The organism is Kribbella sp. NPDC051137, from assembly GCF_040682535.1.
GTDB classification, from domain to species: domain Bacteria; phylum Actinomycetota; class Actinomycetes; order Propionibacteriales; family Kribbellaceae; genus Kribbella; species Kribbella karoonensis.
Genome location: NZ_JBFBBI010000006.1, coordinates 338,658 through 352,073, shown reverse-complemented (window position 1 = coordinate 352,073; position 13,416 = coordinate 338,658). Strand labels below are relative to the sequence as shown.

Annotated in this window: 15 protein-coding genes and 1 tRNA gene; 8 read left to right on the top strand and 8 right to left on the bottom strand. The window is 69.9% G+C overall.

The window, feature by feature from the left end:
- Window positions 1-46 precede the first annotated feature (46 nt).
- The 3 genes from AB0M51_RS32320 (at window position 47) to AB0M51_RS32310 (ending at window position 2,446) form a co-directional block, all read left to right on the top strand.
- A complete protein-coding gene (locus AB0M51_RS32320) occupies window positions 47-892 on the top strand; it encodes a uracil-DNA glycosylase (protein ID WP_344192639.1) in 846 nt (281 codons plus the stop codon).
- A 160-nt stretch (window positions 893-1,052) separates the two neighbouring features.
- Window positions 1,053-1,700 (top strand): hypothetical protein, encoded by a 648-nt coding sequence (locus AB0M51_RS32315; RefSeq protein WP_344192641.1) that lies wholly within the window; start codon window positions 1,053-1,055, stop codon window positions 1,698-1,700.
- Window positions 1,697-2,446: a DnaJ domain-containing protein gene (locus tag AB0M51_RS32310; RefSeq protein ID WP_344192643.1), complete on the top strand. Its 750-nt coding sequence runs from the start codon at window positions 1,697-1,699 to the stop codon at window positions 2,444-2,446. The genes AB0M51_RS32315 and AB0M51_RS32310 overlap by 4 nt, the downstream gene beginning before the upstream one ends.
- A 4-nt stretch (window positions 2,447-2,450) precedes the next feature.
- Here the strand turns inward: AB0M51_RS32310 and AB0M51_RS32305 are convergent.
- From AB0M51_RS32305 to AB0M51_RS32295, 3 genes are all read right to left on the bottom strand, one after another.
- A tRNA-Leu gene (locus AB0M51_RS32305) sits at window positions 2,451-2,533 on the bottom strand.
- Window positions 2,534-2,551: 18 nt separating this feature from the next.
- Window positions 2,552-3,094 (bottom strand): peptide deformylase, encoded by a 543-nt coding sequence (gene def, locus AB0M51_RS32300; protein WP_344192645.1) that lies wholly within the window; start codon window positions 3,092-3,094, stop codon window positions 2,552-2,554.
- Window positions 3,091-3,597 carry an ACT domain-containing protein gene (locus AB0M51_RS32295; RefSeq protein WP_344192647.1) on the bottom strand — a complete coding sequence of 169 codons (507 nt, stop codon included), beginning with the start codon at window positions 3,595-3,597 and terminating at the stop codon, window positions 3,091-3,093. The genes def and AB0M51_RS32295 overlap by 4 nt, the downstream gene beginning before the upstream one ends.
- Window positions 3,598-3,685: 88 nt before the next feature.
- Between AB0M51_RS32295 and AB0M51_RS32290 the strand changes: the two genes are divergently transcribed.
- On the top strand, window positions 3,686-4,795 hold the full coding sequence (locus AB0M51_RS32290) for a histidine kinase (protein WP_344192649.1): 1,110 nt from the start codon (window positions 3,686-3,688) through the stop codon (window positions 4,793-4,795).
- 97 nt (window positions 4,796-4,892) lie between these two features.
- A complete protein-coding gene (locus AB0M51_RS32285; RefSeq protein WP_344192651.1) occupies window positions 4,893-5,552 on the top strand; it encodes a response regulator transcription factor in 660 nt (219 codons plus the stop codon).
- A gap of 62 nt (window positions 5,553-5,614) precedes the next feature.
- Here AB0M51_RS32285 and AB0M51_RS32280 read toward each other — a convergent pair whose 3' ends face one another.
- The 3 genes from AB0M51_RS32280 to AB0M51_RS32270 all read right to left on the bottom strand — a co-directional run bounded on the left by AB0M51_RS32280 (window position 5,615) and on the right by AB0M51_RS32270 (window position 8,715).
- Window positions 5,615-6,922, bottom strand: a complete 1,308-nt coding sequence (locus AB0M51_RS32280; protein WP_344192653.1) for an NAD(P)/FAD-dependent oxidoreductase — start codon at window positions 6,920-6,922, stop codon at window positions 5,615-5,617.
- Window positions 6,923-7,160: 238 nt separating this feature from the next.
- Window positions 7,161-8,342, bottom strand: coding sequence for a bifunctional GNAT family N-acetyltransferase/class I SAM-dependent methyltransferase (locus tag AB0M51_RS32275; protein ID WP_344192655.1), 1,182 nt, complete (start codon window positions 8,340-8,342; stop codon window positions 7,161-7,163).
- 40 nt (window positions 8,343-8,382) lie between these two features.
- Window positions 8,383-8,715 carry a DUF664 domain-containing protein gene (locus tag AB0M51_RS32270; RefSeq protein ID WP_344193518.1) on the bottom strand — a complete coding sequence of 111 codons (333 nt, stop codon included), beginning with the start codon at window positions 8,713-8,715 and terminating at the stop codon, window positions 8,383-8,385.
- A gap of 141 nt (window positions 8,716-8,856) precedes the next feature.
- Between AB0M51_RS32270 and AB0M51_RS32265 the strand changes: the two genes are divergently transcribed.
- From AB0M51_RS32265 to AB0M51_RS32255, 3 genes are all read left to right on the top strand, one after another.
- The gene (locus AB0M51_RS32265; RefSeq protein WP_344192657.1) at window positions 8,857-9,606 is read left to right on the top strand and encodes a DUF4118 domain-containing protein; all 750 of its coding nucleotides are present in this window, start codon (window positions 8,857-8,859) and stop codon (window positions 9,604-9,606) included.
- Between the two features lie 37 nt (window positions 9,607-9,643).
- A complete protein-coding gene (locus tag AB0M51_RS32260) occupies window positions 9,644-10,228 on the top strand; it encodes a hypothetical protein (protein WP_344192659.1) in 585 nt (194 codons plus the stop codon).
- A 117-nt stretch (window positions 10,229-10,345) separates the two neighbouring features.
- Window positions 10,346-11,170 (top strand): Bax inhibitor-1/YccA family protein, encoded by an 825-nt coding sequence (locus tag AB0M51_RS32255; RefSeq protein ID WP_344192662.1) that lies wholly within the window; start codon window positions 10,346-10,348, stop codon window positions 11,168-11,170.
- A 52-nt stretch (window positions 11,171-11,222) separates the two neighbouring features.
- On the opposite strand, the gene AB0M51_RS32250 is transcribed toward AB0M51_RS32255, so the two are convergent.
- The gene (locus AB0M51_RS32250; RefSeq protein ID WP_344192664.1) at window positions 11,223-12,248 is read right to left on the bottom strand and encodes a DUF2252 family protein; all 1,026 of its coding nucleotides are present in this window, start codon (window positions 12,246-12,248) and stop codon (window positions 11,223-11,225) included.
- Window positions 12,245-13,384 carry a cation:proton antiporter gene (locus tag AB0M51_RS32245; RefSeq protein ID WP_344192666.1) on the bottom strand — a complete coding sequence of 380 codons (1,140 nt, stop codon included), beginning with the start codon at window positions 13,382-13,384 and terminating at the stop codon, window positions 12,245-12,247. Before AB0M51_RS32245 ends, AB0M51_RS32250 begins: the two co-directional genes overlap by 4 nt.
- Window positions 13,385-13,416 lie beyond the last annotated feature (32 nt).

Sequence of the window (13,416 nt, the reverse complement as noted above, 5' to 3'; positions counted from 1 at the left end):
GCGATGCGCGGCAGACACTGTCGGAGGCCCTCTCTAGGCTGGCCCGATGAAGCTTCCGCATCCGTTGACCGGGGACCTGTTCGACAGCCCGGTGCCGCCGGGGACCGGTTGGCCGGAGGATCCGGCGGCCCGGCGTACTCCGGTCGCCCGCGACGCGGCCGAGGTCGTGCAGCTGGCCCGGACCGGAGACCTGGGCGAACTCGACGCCCGGGTGTCGGTCTGCAAGGCCTGTCCGCGGCTGGTGGAGTGGCGGGAGGAAGTTGCTGTCGGCAAGCGGAAGTCGTTCGCGGGCCAGCCGTACTGGGGCCGTCCGATCGCCGGCTGGGGTGTGCCGGAGCCGGAGGTTCTGATCGTCGGCCTCGCCCCGGCCGCGAACGGCGGGAACCGGACCGGCCGGGTCTTCACCGGCGACCGCTCCGGCGACTGGCTGTTCGCCAGCCTGTACCGCGTCGGCCTCGCCAGCCGGCCGACGAGCGAACACGCGGGCGACGGCCTGCACCTGTTCGGCACCCGGATGATCGCCGCTGTGCGCTGCGCCCCGCCCGCCAACAAGCCGACCCCGGCGGAACGCGACACCTGCGCCCCCTGGTACCGCCGTGAACTCGAACTCGTCCTCCCCAGCACGCGAGCGATCGTCTGCCTCGGCAAGTTCGCGTACGACGCCCTGCTCACCGCGCTGGTCGCCCTCGGAGCCGGCGTACCGCGCCCTCGCCCGAAGTTCGGGCACGCCGTCGAGTATCAGATCCCCACGCCGTACGGCGAGGTCACCGTGCTCGGCTGCTTCCACCCGAGCCAGCAGAACACGTTCACCGGCAAGCTCACCGAGGAGATGCTCGACGCGGTCCTCTCCCGTGCCAAGGAGTTGTCCACAGGCGGCCCGAAGGGGAGTTGACCGTGCCCCCCGCGGTATTGGAGGCTCTTCACCATGCAAACCGGGGCATACGGGCGCGCTCATGAGTCGTGACAACCTGCCTGAGCAGTCTCGGGGCTTTCCAGCGGCGCAACGACCCGGGGGTGGTGGCGTCGAGCGCTCGCAGGGTGGCGGACCGGCGATGCCCTCCGCACACGATGCCGCGCCCTTGGCGTGGAAGAAGCGACCGGATCGCTTCTACTGGTGGGCGGAGCTGTCCAACGGCGTCAAGGCGCACGTCGAGCGCCAGGTCGGGCCGGCAGTCGAGTGGTGGGCCGACTGGGACGACCGCGACCGTGACCGCCCGTACGCCGTGGTCCTCGGTCCGAAGGGACTCGCCGTCACCACCCCGAGGGTCAACCCGCACGGGCAGCGGACGCAGAGCGTGCACGTCGACGCGTTCGTCCCGTCCAGCCTGAAGCACGCCGTTGTGCAGCAACAGCCGACGCGACCGCGCTCGGGTCTGCGTTCGATCATGTCGCGCGGCGGAGCCCAGCCGCAGCCGACGGTCGCGCCGGAGCTCGGGCTCACCGAGAAGATGCGCGGCGTCCTCGGCAACCTGCCGCTGGAGGCCCAGCAGCGCCTGCAGACGCCGTTCCTCGGCTCGCAGCAGATCAAGCACTACAAGATGTACTACTTCGGCACCGACGAAGACCTCGACCTGTGGCTGTACCTGGCCGGCGACCGGACGGTCACGTTCGTCAGCGGCCACCGCACGCTGCCGGCCGGCGCCGGCCCGGAGCACGCTGCCTGGCGACTGGTCTGTTACCAGGCGGACGTCGCTCGATGACGGCGGTCCGGGACTTCCGGGATCTCGACGGAGCCGACCCGTGGAAGCTGCTCGGCGTATCCCGGGACGCGGACGCTGACGAGATCCGCCGCAGCTACCGGCGGCTGTCCCGCAGTACCCACACCGACGTCGGCGGCGACTCGAGCCAGCAGGCCAAACTGAACCGCGCGTACGAGGTGCTGTCCGACCCGGTGCGCCGTTCCGACTACCTGCAACTGCTGAACGGACCGCCCACGCCGCCCGAGCAGCCGGAGCCGCAGCCGGAGGAGCCTGCCGAGGACCCGTTCGAGTGGTCGTCCGGCCCGTACACCCAGCAGGCGCACACACCCCCGCGCCAACCGGGCCCGCAGTACCAGGACCCGTACACAGCGCCGACGTATCAGGATCCCTACACGGCCCCGCAGTACCGGGACCCGCACACCGCACCGCAGTACCGGGACCCGCACACTCCGCCGCAGTACCGGGACCCGCACACTGCGCCGACGTACCAGGACCCGCACACGGCGCCGCCGTACCGTGGGCCCTACTCGGAGCCGTCGCGTCGCGGGGAGAAGCGCGGGGTGAACGGCAAGGCGATCGCCGCGCTCGGCAGCGTGCTGTTCTGCATGCCGCTCTCGATCATCTTCGCGATCCAGGCCCTGCGGGCGATGCGTCACAGCGGCGAACGCGGCAAGACGCTCGCCTGGCTCGCGCTGCTCATCGACGCGCTCGTCATGGCGTACTTCCTCGGTGTGTTCAGGAAGTAGACGGTGCCCGGGACGGGATTCGAACCCGTACGCCTGTGAGGGCCAGGAGGTTTAAGCTCCCTGCGTCTGCCGTTCCGCCACCCGGGCTCCGGGGACGAGAGTACGTTACTGGTACGTCTTCCGCGGGTACACCGCGTGGGCACCGGCGACCCGGTCCAGGAACAGCTTGCCGTTGCAGTGGTCGATCTCGTGTTGCAGGGCGCGGGCCTCGAACGCGTCGGTGCTGATCGTGACCTGTTCCGTCGTACCGGGCAGGATCCCGGCGACCGTCAGCCGGGTCGCGCGCTTCACGTCGCCGGTGAAGTCCGGCACCGACATGCAGCCCTCACGGGCCTTCTCGTTCCGCGAGGACTCGACGACGACCGCGTTGCAGAGCACGAAGACGCCGTGGCAGGTGCGCGTCTTCGGGTGCCCGCTGACGTCCAGCGAGAACATCTGCGCCGCGACGCCGACCTGCGGCGCGGCGAGCCCGACGCAGCCGGGGGAGACCCGCATCGTCGCGACCAGGTCAGCGGCGAGCTGGATCATCTCCGGATCGAGCGGATCCACCGGCGCGCTCTCGGTCGCCAGCACCGGGTGCGGCGCGCGGACGACCTCGAGGATCGCGCCTTCGACGTCCAGCCGGGCGGGGGACCAGTCGGTGATCACAGTTCGTCGCTCTCGGCCGGCCGCAGCGTGACGCCGACCCCGAGCTCCTCGGCGGTGATCTCGAGGGCCCGGTTCAGCATCTCCAGCTCGGCCGTCGGCGGCAGCTCGACCTCGGCGGTCAGCACGTACAGCCCGCCGCTCAGCCGCGTCGACAGGTCCGTGATCGTGCCGCCCGCGGACGCGATCATCCGCGTCACCGCGGCCACGATCCCCGGCCGGTCCGCGCCGTGCACGCTGAGCATGTACGGCGCACCGAGCGGCGCGTGCCGGTGCTCCGGGCCCATCGTCCGGACCGTGATCACCAGCTCGCCGCGCAACGGCTCCAGCGCCGACTTCACCTCGTCGAACGGTCCGGCGCAGACGATCATCATCGCGAAATGACCGCGCAGCAGCGTCATGGTCGAGTCCTCGAGGTTGACCCCGGTACCGACCAGGGCCTCGGTGACGTCCGCGATGATGCCCGGGCGGTCCGGGCCGATGACGGTGACAGCGAGCTGACTCATGCCCGGAAACCTACCGGGCGACCTAAGTACCCCACGAAGCGACTTCGGTATCCGGACACCCTCGCTCACTCACCGCTACATTCGACCCATGAGGCCGAAACGCAGCACCCGCGACTGGGTCGTGGACGGCGTGGCGTTCGTGGTCGCGATCCTGATCGCGCTGTTCACCTACAGCGACGGCCGGTCCGACCCGGTGCCGCGGATGCTGCTCGCGGTCGACTTCTGGTCCGGGATGGCGCTGTGTCTGACGCTCTGGTTCCGCCGCCGGTGGCCGGTGCAGCTCGCACTGCTCGCGGCCGCGGTCTCGACGTACTCCGACGCCGCTTCCGGGCCGACGCTCGTGCTGATCATGACGGTCGCCGTGCACAAGCCGTGGCGGACGTCGATCTGGGTCTTCGCGGCGAACTTCCTCGCCACGGTCGTCTATGCCAGGGTCCGGCACGTTCAGGACTGGAAGACGCTGCTCGTCATCGCCGCTATCCTGTACGTCGCCGTCGCGGGCTGGGGCCAGTACATCCGCTCCCGCCGGCAGCTCCTGCAGACGCTGCGGGACCGCGCCGACCGCGCCGAGACGGTGGCGAAACTGCAGGCCGAACAGGCACAGCTCCGGGCGCGGGAGGAGATCGCCCGGGAGATGCACGACGTCCTCGGGCACCGGTTGTCGCTGCTGAGCGTGCATGCCGGCGCGCTGGCGTACCGACCGGACGCATCCACGCAGGAGGTGGCCGGCGCCGCCGAGATCATCCGCGCGAGCGCGCACCAGGCGTTGCAGGACCTCCGCGAGGTGATCGGCGTACTGCGGGCACCCGTCGGCGAGCTGCCGCAGCCCGCGTTCGCGGACCTGCCCGGGCTGGTGGAGGGTTCGCGTGCGGCCGGGATCCCGGTCGAGCTCACGCTGGACGCCGACGGCCCGATGCCCGAGCACGTCGGGCGTACGGCGTACCGGATCGTCCAGGAAGGACTGACGAACGCGGTGAAGCACGCACCCGGCGAACCCGTGACGATCAGCGTGATCGGTGCCCCCGGCAACGGGTTGTCCGTCGAACTGCGCAACCCGGCGCCGAACCGCCGGCGCGGCGACGGCCAGGGCCTGAAGGGACTCACCGAACGCGCCGCCCTCGTCGACGGCCGCCTCGAACACGGCCGCACCCCCGAAGGCGACTTCCGCCTGCACGCCTGGCTACCGTGGCCCGCATGACTCTATTGATGCCACGCCTCCGGCGCGGCGGGTCATGGGGCTCGACCTCCCGGTCTTCCCTCGTCGCTCCGCTCCTCAGTCCAGACCGGGAGTCCCCATGACCATTCGGGTATTGATCGTCGACGACGATCCGTTGCTGCGGGCCGGGCTGAAGTTGATGCTGGGCGGCGCCGAGGAGATCCGGGTGGTGGGGGAGGCCGGCGACGGGTCCGGGGTGCAGGGGCTGATCGACCGGCTGGCGCCGGACGTGATCCTGATGGACATCCGGATGCCCGGCACCGACGGCCTCACCGCGACCGAGGCGGTACGCCGCCGGCCCGGCGCGCCCGAGGTCGTCATCCTGACCACCTTCGACGCCGACGAACACGTACTGCGGGCGCTCCGCGCCGGCGCCGCCGGGTTCATCCTGAAGGACACCCCGCCCGCGGAGATCGTCGAGTCGGTACGCCGGATCGCGGCCGGCCAGCCGGTCCTGTCGCCGACCGTCACCAAACGGCTGATCACGCGTGTCGCGGACTCCGGCCAGGACAGCCGCAAGTCAAAGGCCGGCGCCCGGCTGGCGAAGCTGAACGACCGGGAACGCGAGATCGCCGTCGCGGTCGGCGAGGGAAAGTCGAACGCGGAGATCAGCGCGACGCTCTACCTCAGCGTCCCGACCGTGAAGACGCATGTCTCGCGCATCCTCACCAAACTCGACCTGAACAACCGCGTCCAGATCGCGCTGCTCGTGCACGACGCCGACCTGCTGCACGAATAGAAGAGAAGGCCGGGCCCCCGGCGAGTTGGAGGCCCGGCCGATCAGGTGGTGTTACGACTGCCCTACGACTGCGTCGCCCGGCGGAACTCGTCGTTCGGGGTCTGCAGGCTGCCCAGGCTGGTCACCTCGCGCCGGAAGAACAGCGCGAGCGTCCAGTCCAGGATCACCCGGGCCTTCCGGTTCAGGGTAGGCACACGGGACACGTGGTACGTCCGGTGCAGGAACCAGGCCAGCCAGCCCTTCACCTTCACGCCGTACAGCTGGGCGACGCCCTTGTGCAGGCCGAGGCTCGCGACCGAGCCGACGTACTTGTGCTCGTAGTCCTGCGGCGGCTGCCCGTCGACGACCCGCAGGATGTTCGCCGCGAGGCGACGCGCCTGGCGGACGGCGTGCTGCGCGTTCGGGGCGCAGTACGCACCGGTCGTGCTGGTCAGGTCCGGTACGGCGGCGTTGTCGCCGGCCGTCCAGGCGTCCTCGACGCCCTCGATCCGGAGATTCGCCAGGGTCTTGATCCGGCCCTTCTCGTCCAGCGGGAAGTCCGTCGCGGCGAGCGCCGGGTTGGCCTTCACGCCGGCCGTCCAGACGATCGTGTCGGCGTCGAACTCGTCGCCGTCGCTGAGGATCACGCGGCCCTTCTCGCAGGACTCCAGCCGGGTCTCCAGCTTGATCTCCATGTTCCGCTTGCGGAGCTCGTTGACGGTGTACTTGCCGAGGTCCTCACCGACCTCGGGCAGGATCCGTCCGGTGGCCTCGACCAGGACCCAGCGCATGTCCTCGGGCTTGATGTTGTCGTAGTAGCGGGTCGCGTAGCGGGCCATGTCCTCGAGCTCGGCGAACGCCTCGACACCGGCGTACCCACCGCCGACGAAGACGAACGTGAGCGCGGACTTGCGCAGCGCCGGGTCGGGCTGGGACGAGGCGACGTCCAGCCGGTCCAGGACCTTGTTGCGCAGGGCAATGGCCTCTTCGACGTTCTTGAACCCGGTGGCTTCCTCGGCGAGGCCGGGGATCGGCAGCGTCCGGGCGATCGAGCCGAGCGCGACCACGATCTGGTCGTAGGCGAGTTCGTACTCCGGGCCCTCCTCGGGCATGACCCGGGCCACCTTGTTCGCGTGGTCGACACCGGTCACCCGGCCGGTCACCACCCGGCAGCCCTTGAGGGTCTTGCGCAGCGGCACCACGACGTGCCGCGGCTCCACCGATCCGGCCGCTGCTTCGGGCAGGAACGGCTGGTAGGTCATCACCGACCGCGGGTCGACCACCGTCACGCGGATCCGGCCCTGACGGGCGGCGCGGCGCAGGCCGTACGCGGTGTACATCCCGACGTAACCGCCTCCGACTACGAGGATGTGCGGCACCTGGGCTGTCATCCGGTTCACTCTCCCTGAGTGGATCTCCGACTTCATGTTCACTTCAACGCTAAATGCTCGTGAAAGATTTCACAAACCCCCTCGCGAGTGATCTCACCCACCGAACGTCCCCCGCCCGAGGGATCAGTCATCCCCTCATGGTGTGCTCCGCTCCCCGTGCCCACCACCCCCGACACGAAACCGCAAGCGACCGGTTACCGGTAGAATCGGCATCGGCGCGCAACCCGGCGCGGGCGACTCAGGTCAGGCGGTAGACCGAGACGTGGGAGGTTGAGTCGGCGGTGAAAGGGGTGCCGGACCAGTCGGCGTGGCGGGATTCGAGGGTGAAGCCGGCGAGTTGGGCCATCAGGTCGAGTTCGGCGGGCCAGATGTAGCGGTGCGGCGTGCGTCCGAGCTGCGCCGCGGTTCCCTCGCCGAAGTGGAAGTGGTGCGAGACGACGTGCTGTCGTAGTACGTCGTACGTGTCCAGCAGGATGTAGCCGGGTTCCGCGATGCCGACGGTGGCGGGGACGCCCGGTGGGAGGCGGCGGAGTTCGGGGACCCAGAGCTCGATCACGAAGCGGCCGCCGGGGGAGAGGTGCCGGGCGGCGTTCCGGAAGCAGGCGACCTGCTCCTCCTGAGTGAGCAGGTTCGAGATCGTGTTGTACACGAGGTAGACGAGCGTGAACTCGCCCGGCGCCCGCGTCGTCGCCATGTCCCCGACCGCGACCGGGATGGTGTCGTTCTTCGTCCTCAGCTGGTCCAGCATCGCCGTCGACAGCTCGATCCCACTCACCGGGACGCCGTGCTCAGCCAGTGGTACGGCGACCCGCCCGGTGCCGATCGCGAACTCGAGCGCCCGGCCGCCCGCCGCCAGCTCCTTCAACCGGTTGACGGTCGGTCCGATCACGTCCGCCGCGAACATCCCGGTGTCCGGCGTGTCGTACCCGGCGGCGACGTCCGCGTCCCACAGCCGGTTCTGCTCGACGCCCTTGGTCCAGCGCAGTACGTCCTCGGCACCCTCCTCGCCGACCTTGACGAAGCCGAGTCGGTGGTACAGGCGGCGCGCGTTCGGGTTGTCCCGCTCGACGCTGAGTTGCAGCGGTACGTTGCGCCGCGTGGCCTCCTCCTGCAGGGCGGTGATGATCGCCGTACCGATCCCGCGGTTCTGGACGTCGGGGTGGAGTTGGATGCCGTTCAGTTCAACGACTTCCGGCGTACGGCTGACCCGCAGCCGTCCCGCGGGCCGGTCGTCCACCTCGACGACGTACAGATCCGTCGCCGGGTCGTCGACAGACTCATGGGACCAGGCGACGAACCCGGCCCGCCATTCCACCTCGTCGATCCCCTCGGCCAGCCGCCCCTGAGCCCGGGTGGCGGCCAGCACCACCTCAGCTAGGAACCCAGCGTCGGACGCCTGCGCAGGACGAAGCTGGAACATGTCCAGCAAACTACGCACGCACCCGGGGAACAGCCACCGGTTATTCGCCGACCAGCCCGTCCGTCGACTCGCGGAGCAGGTCGAGATGACCGAGATGGAAGGCGGTCTCCTCGATCAGGTGCGCGACGGCGTACCGCAGGGTGAACGTCATCCCGTCGGAGCGCGCCCGGTCGTCGAACGCCGCCCCCGCGACGATCTCCCGGGAACGTGCGCATTCGGCCCGGTACGCCGCCAGCAGTCCGTCGACCGTGTCACCCGGTTCGGTCGGGAAGCAGCCGTGCGGATCCTCCTCGCTCCACGGCCACGCGACGTCCAGCCCGGCGAAGTCGATCGTGAACCAGAACCGCTCCACGCCGGTCAGGTGTTTGACGATCCCGCCTGGTCAGCGTGCCGCGTTCGTCGGTGTCCTCGGCGGGACGGGTGCGAGCGATCTCGGACATGAATCCACCGTAGGGGCGACAGACTCCTGTGAGAACTGTTGATCCGAGGCGGTCAGGTGCGCGTCAATAGGGGTGTGGACAACTACCGCGCCCCGGTCCTGACTGCTTCGTTGCTGGCTCCGCCGGCGGTTTGCGCGTTGCTGATCCCGTTCCGCGAACATTTCGACAACGCGAACGCCGCGCTCGTGCTGGTGGTCGTGATCGTCGCGGTGGCGGTGTTCGGTATCCGGCTGGCCGGGATGCTCGCGGCGGTGTCGAGCGCGGTGTGGTTCGACTTCTTCCTGACGGTGCCGTACGGCAGCTTCTCGATCGACAGCGGCGACGACGTGGAGCAGGCCCTCCTGCTGCTGGTGATCGGCGTCGCGGTCACCCAGATCGCGATCTGGGGCCGTCGGCAACAAGCGAAGGCGTCCCGGCGACGCGGGTACCTGGACGGCGTGATCACCACCTCGCGGGCGGTCGCGACCGGGGCGTCCGCCGACGACCTGATCGAACAGGTGCGCGCGGAACTGACCGCCGTACTGGGTATCGACGGCGTCAAGTTCGTTGCCGGAAGCAAGCAGACGACCTTGCCCCGGCTGAACCGGGACGGCTCGGTCACCCGCGGCTCCCAGGTCGTCAAGGTCGAACGCGACGGCCTCCCCACGAACGCCGAGATCGAACTCCCCGTCCAGCACGCCGGCGTCCCCCGCGGCCGCTTCCTCCTCGTCGCAGCCGCCCGGATCGCCCGCCCCGACCTCGAACAACGCCTGGTAGCCGTAGCCCTCGCCGACCAGGTAGGCGCCGCCCTCACCACCCAAGAACCCGCCCGCCCCCACGTCTGAGTCGTAACGCGACCCCGCCGTACCCGATGATCCGCATGTGAACGACGAACATTTGTTCCTGCGGGTCGGCGAGCTGGCAGCCGCCGTCGGCTGCCCGATGCCTTCGATCAGCCGGGTCGAGTGCACCCCACGAACACACCTGGCCCGGGTGACCGGCGGGACGGTGGGCCCCGACCTGCACTTGCGATCCGACGCCGAGCAGTGGTGTGCAGAGTTGCGGGACCTGATGATTGCCCAGGCACTGCTGGCCTACCGGATGGGGGCACACCGCCATCGCCGCTGGTTCAAACTAGCCGATTTCATCGCCGGCGTCGTGCTGGGGGGCTTCGCGGTGTCGCTGTGGCCGTTCCAGCTCGCCGCACCGCTGGCGATGTGTGCTGTGATCCTCCTGCACATCGCAGCCGTAGCCATCTACTCGCGGTGGTTCACGCGGCGGGTGGACCGCCAGTTGCTGCCGGTCCTCGGTGCCGCCGCGATGGCCGAGGGGATGCGGCATCTGAGTTTTCCGATGAAACCGGTGAACGTGCTTCGCTGGTTGTGGTCCGGTGCCGCGCCGCTGGCGTCCGAGCGGATGCGGTGGCTGCAGGTAGCAGCTCCCGGAACTTCATCGGTAACCGATTGATTTCCTGTATTTACAGGGGTTTCGATGCGGAAACATGATGGCTGATTCTCAGATTGTGTTCAGGAACGGGTCGTAGGATCTTGATACGGCCCCGGATGTGGGCCATCAGGAGGAAACATGCAGAGCAGTAACCCGGTGCTGAACCGGTCGAGTGCGTTTGCGCCTGGCCACGGGCAGGCCTATCCGGGGGCCGCTCCGTACGGTCAGCAGGCTTCTTACGGGTACGGCGGCTCGGGGATGCCACCGCAGTACCAGGGGGCTCCGGCCGCGAGCCGGCCGATGACGTTGGACGACGTGATCGTGAAGACCGCTGTCACCCTGGGCATTGTCGTGGCGGCTGCCGCCGTGGCGTGGTGGATGATTCCGGCGACGCTGGTCACCCCGGCGTTCCTGGCCGGGATGCTGGTCGCGTTCGCGATCGCGATGGTGCTGTCGTTCTCCCGCAAGGTGAGCCCGGCGCTCGTGATGGTGTACGCCGCCGCCGAGGGCGTGTTCCTCGGGATCGGCAGCAAGTTCATCGCGCACTGGGTCGGTGATTCCGGCATCATCGTGCAGGCCGTGCTGGCCACGATGGTGACGGCCGGCCTGACGCTGGCGACCTACAAGTACTTCGCGATCAAGGTCACGCCGAAGTTCACCCGGATGGTGGTCATCGGCACGATGGGCTTCGCCGGTGTGCTGGTGATCAACCTGCTGCTCAGCCTGTTCGGGGTCAGCACGGGGATCAGCGGCTTCGGCCCGATGGGGCTCCTGTTCGCCGCGATCGGCGCGGGCCTCGCGGTGTTCAACCTGATCCTCGACTTCGACCTGGTCGAGCAGGGCATCCGCCAGGGCGCCCCGCAGAACGAGGCCTGGCGGGCGGCGTTCGCACTGACCGTCACGCTGGTCTGGCTGTACTGGAACATCCTGCGCATCCTCGCCATCCTCCGCGGCGGCGACTGATCCAGCAGAGCTACGGAAGGGCCGGTCCAGGTGGGCCGGCCCTTCCGGCGTTTCACCCGGCGGCGTACTGCTCGTACTGCGCCTTCGTGTCGTCCACCAGCCGACGCGTCGCCTCGAGCAGCCAGTCGCCCGGTAGCGCCCCGACGTACCGGCGTGCGTCCTTCAGCTGATGCGGAAGGGCTCCGTGGACGTCGGTAGCGGCCCGCGCCATCGATGCCAGAACCAGCTCGACCGCCTGCGGCCGCAGCGACTCGATGGTGATCCGCTCGACGTCCGGGGACAGCCCCCGGAGCTGCCAGCCCGCGATCCGGCGCATCGGATCCGGCCCGCGCAGGCTGCCGAGGATCCGTCCGTACAGCAGGTCGTCCGGCTGCAGCCCGACATCCACGTAGTCCGCGGTCGGCGGCCCGACCACCTTCACCTCGCGGGCGAGGTCGTCACCGACCGCGACCATCCGCGGATGCCCGAGCGACCCGGTGCCGGCCTGACGACGATGCCACGACGCGTCCGGGACGTTCACGGCCTTCCGCACGGCGGCCGGCAGCATCGACGGATCGGCGGCCGCGCCGTCCCGGAGCTTCCGGTAGTACCGCGCGGCACTCGACGGCTTCGGCACCAGCGCCCGCAGGTGCTTCGCGCCGGAGTCGGCGAGATCCACGGCCTGCCCTGGCTTCGCCGTCGACCACGCGTCCAGTAGCACCCGGCAGATCCGCTTCGGGCTGATCGCCACCTCCGGCGTCAGTACGGCGGACACCGCGAGCCGGAGCAGATCGATCGTCGGCGGACCCCACGCCAGCTCGTCGAAGTCGTTCACACCCCACCGCCGGACCCCGCGATGATCCCGCCAGGTCCCGAAGTTCTGCACGTGCAGGTCCCCGACTGTCGGCACTTGCGGACCCGCCAGCAGCTCTGGCGTCAGTACGGCGACCCGCTCCAGCCACAGGTAGTACGTCCCGCGCAGGAACCGCAGCGGATCACCCGCCAGCTCGTGATGCTTGAGCTCCAGATCCTCCGGTACGACGGGGATCCTCGCCGCCAGCCACTTCTCGTAGGCAGCCGTCGCGGCCCGCGCCGTCATTTCGCCGCCACCAGTCCACGACGTACGGCGATCCCGCCCGCGACCGCGCTGACCGCGATCGTGATCAGCGCGCCGAGGATCAACGCGGCCGGCTCACCCGGCTGGAGCACGTGCAGCGACGTACCGACCGTGGCCGCCGCCACCGGGACTCCGAGCTGGGCAGCCGCGAGCGCACCGATGCTCAGCGGTTGCCGGGTGAGCCTCCCGGACAGGTGGCTGACCACGGCGCCGACGCCGAGCGCGGCGCCGAGGCCGATGAACGCCGGCTTGGCGCCGAGCTCGCGCAGGTCGAGCGACGCGCCGAGCCAGACGAAGAACACCGGGCCGAGGAAGCCCTCGGTCAGGGCGAACAGTTGCCGCGCGAGCCGCCGCGGCTCGCCGACCGCGGCCACCGCGAGCCCGAGGACGAACCCGGCCAGCATGATCGACACGTGCGTCGCGGTCGCCAGCCCGGCCAGCGCGAACAGCACCATCAGGCTGATCCGCAGCTCGGCCGCGAACCGTCGCTCCTCCGACACGTCGTGCAGCCGGTGCCGGACACCGGACCTCTCGGCCCTGTTCAGGCCGAGGAACACCACCACGCCCGCCGCGATCACCGCGAGCGCACCGAGCGCCGCCCGACCGGCGTGCGGCGGGTCGATCGCGAGCGGCAGCGCCACAATGCAGGCGGCGTCTGCGATCGCGACCTGGGGAAGCAGCTCGACCACCGGCCGCCCGCCGAGCCCGAGCGAGTCGACGATCGGCAGGATGAGCGCCGCCGACGAGGACGCCATCAGGACGGCGTACAGCGGGACATGGCCGGTGTGGAAGATCGCGTTCAGCGCGAACGCGAGCGCGGTCGCGACGATCCCGGCGCCGACCGCGCGAAGCAGGCCGGGGCGGATCGCCCGCCGCAGGCTCTCGTCCCGGACCGGGACGTGCGTGCCGGCCACGAACATCACCAGCCCGAACCCGATGTCGGCGAGGAACGTGAACTTCGGGTCGGACGCGGTCAGGTACCCGATCCCGGTCTTGCCGAGGATCACGCCCGCGATCAGTTCGCCGAGCACGACCGGGATGTGCCAGCCGCGCCGCAGCGCGAGCAGCGGACCTGCCAGTCCGACCGCGACGACCACCGCCAGCATGGTGAAGCTCACCGGGTGCTCCTTTCCCCAGAGCGTCATTGTGC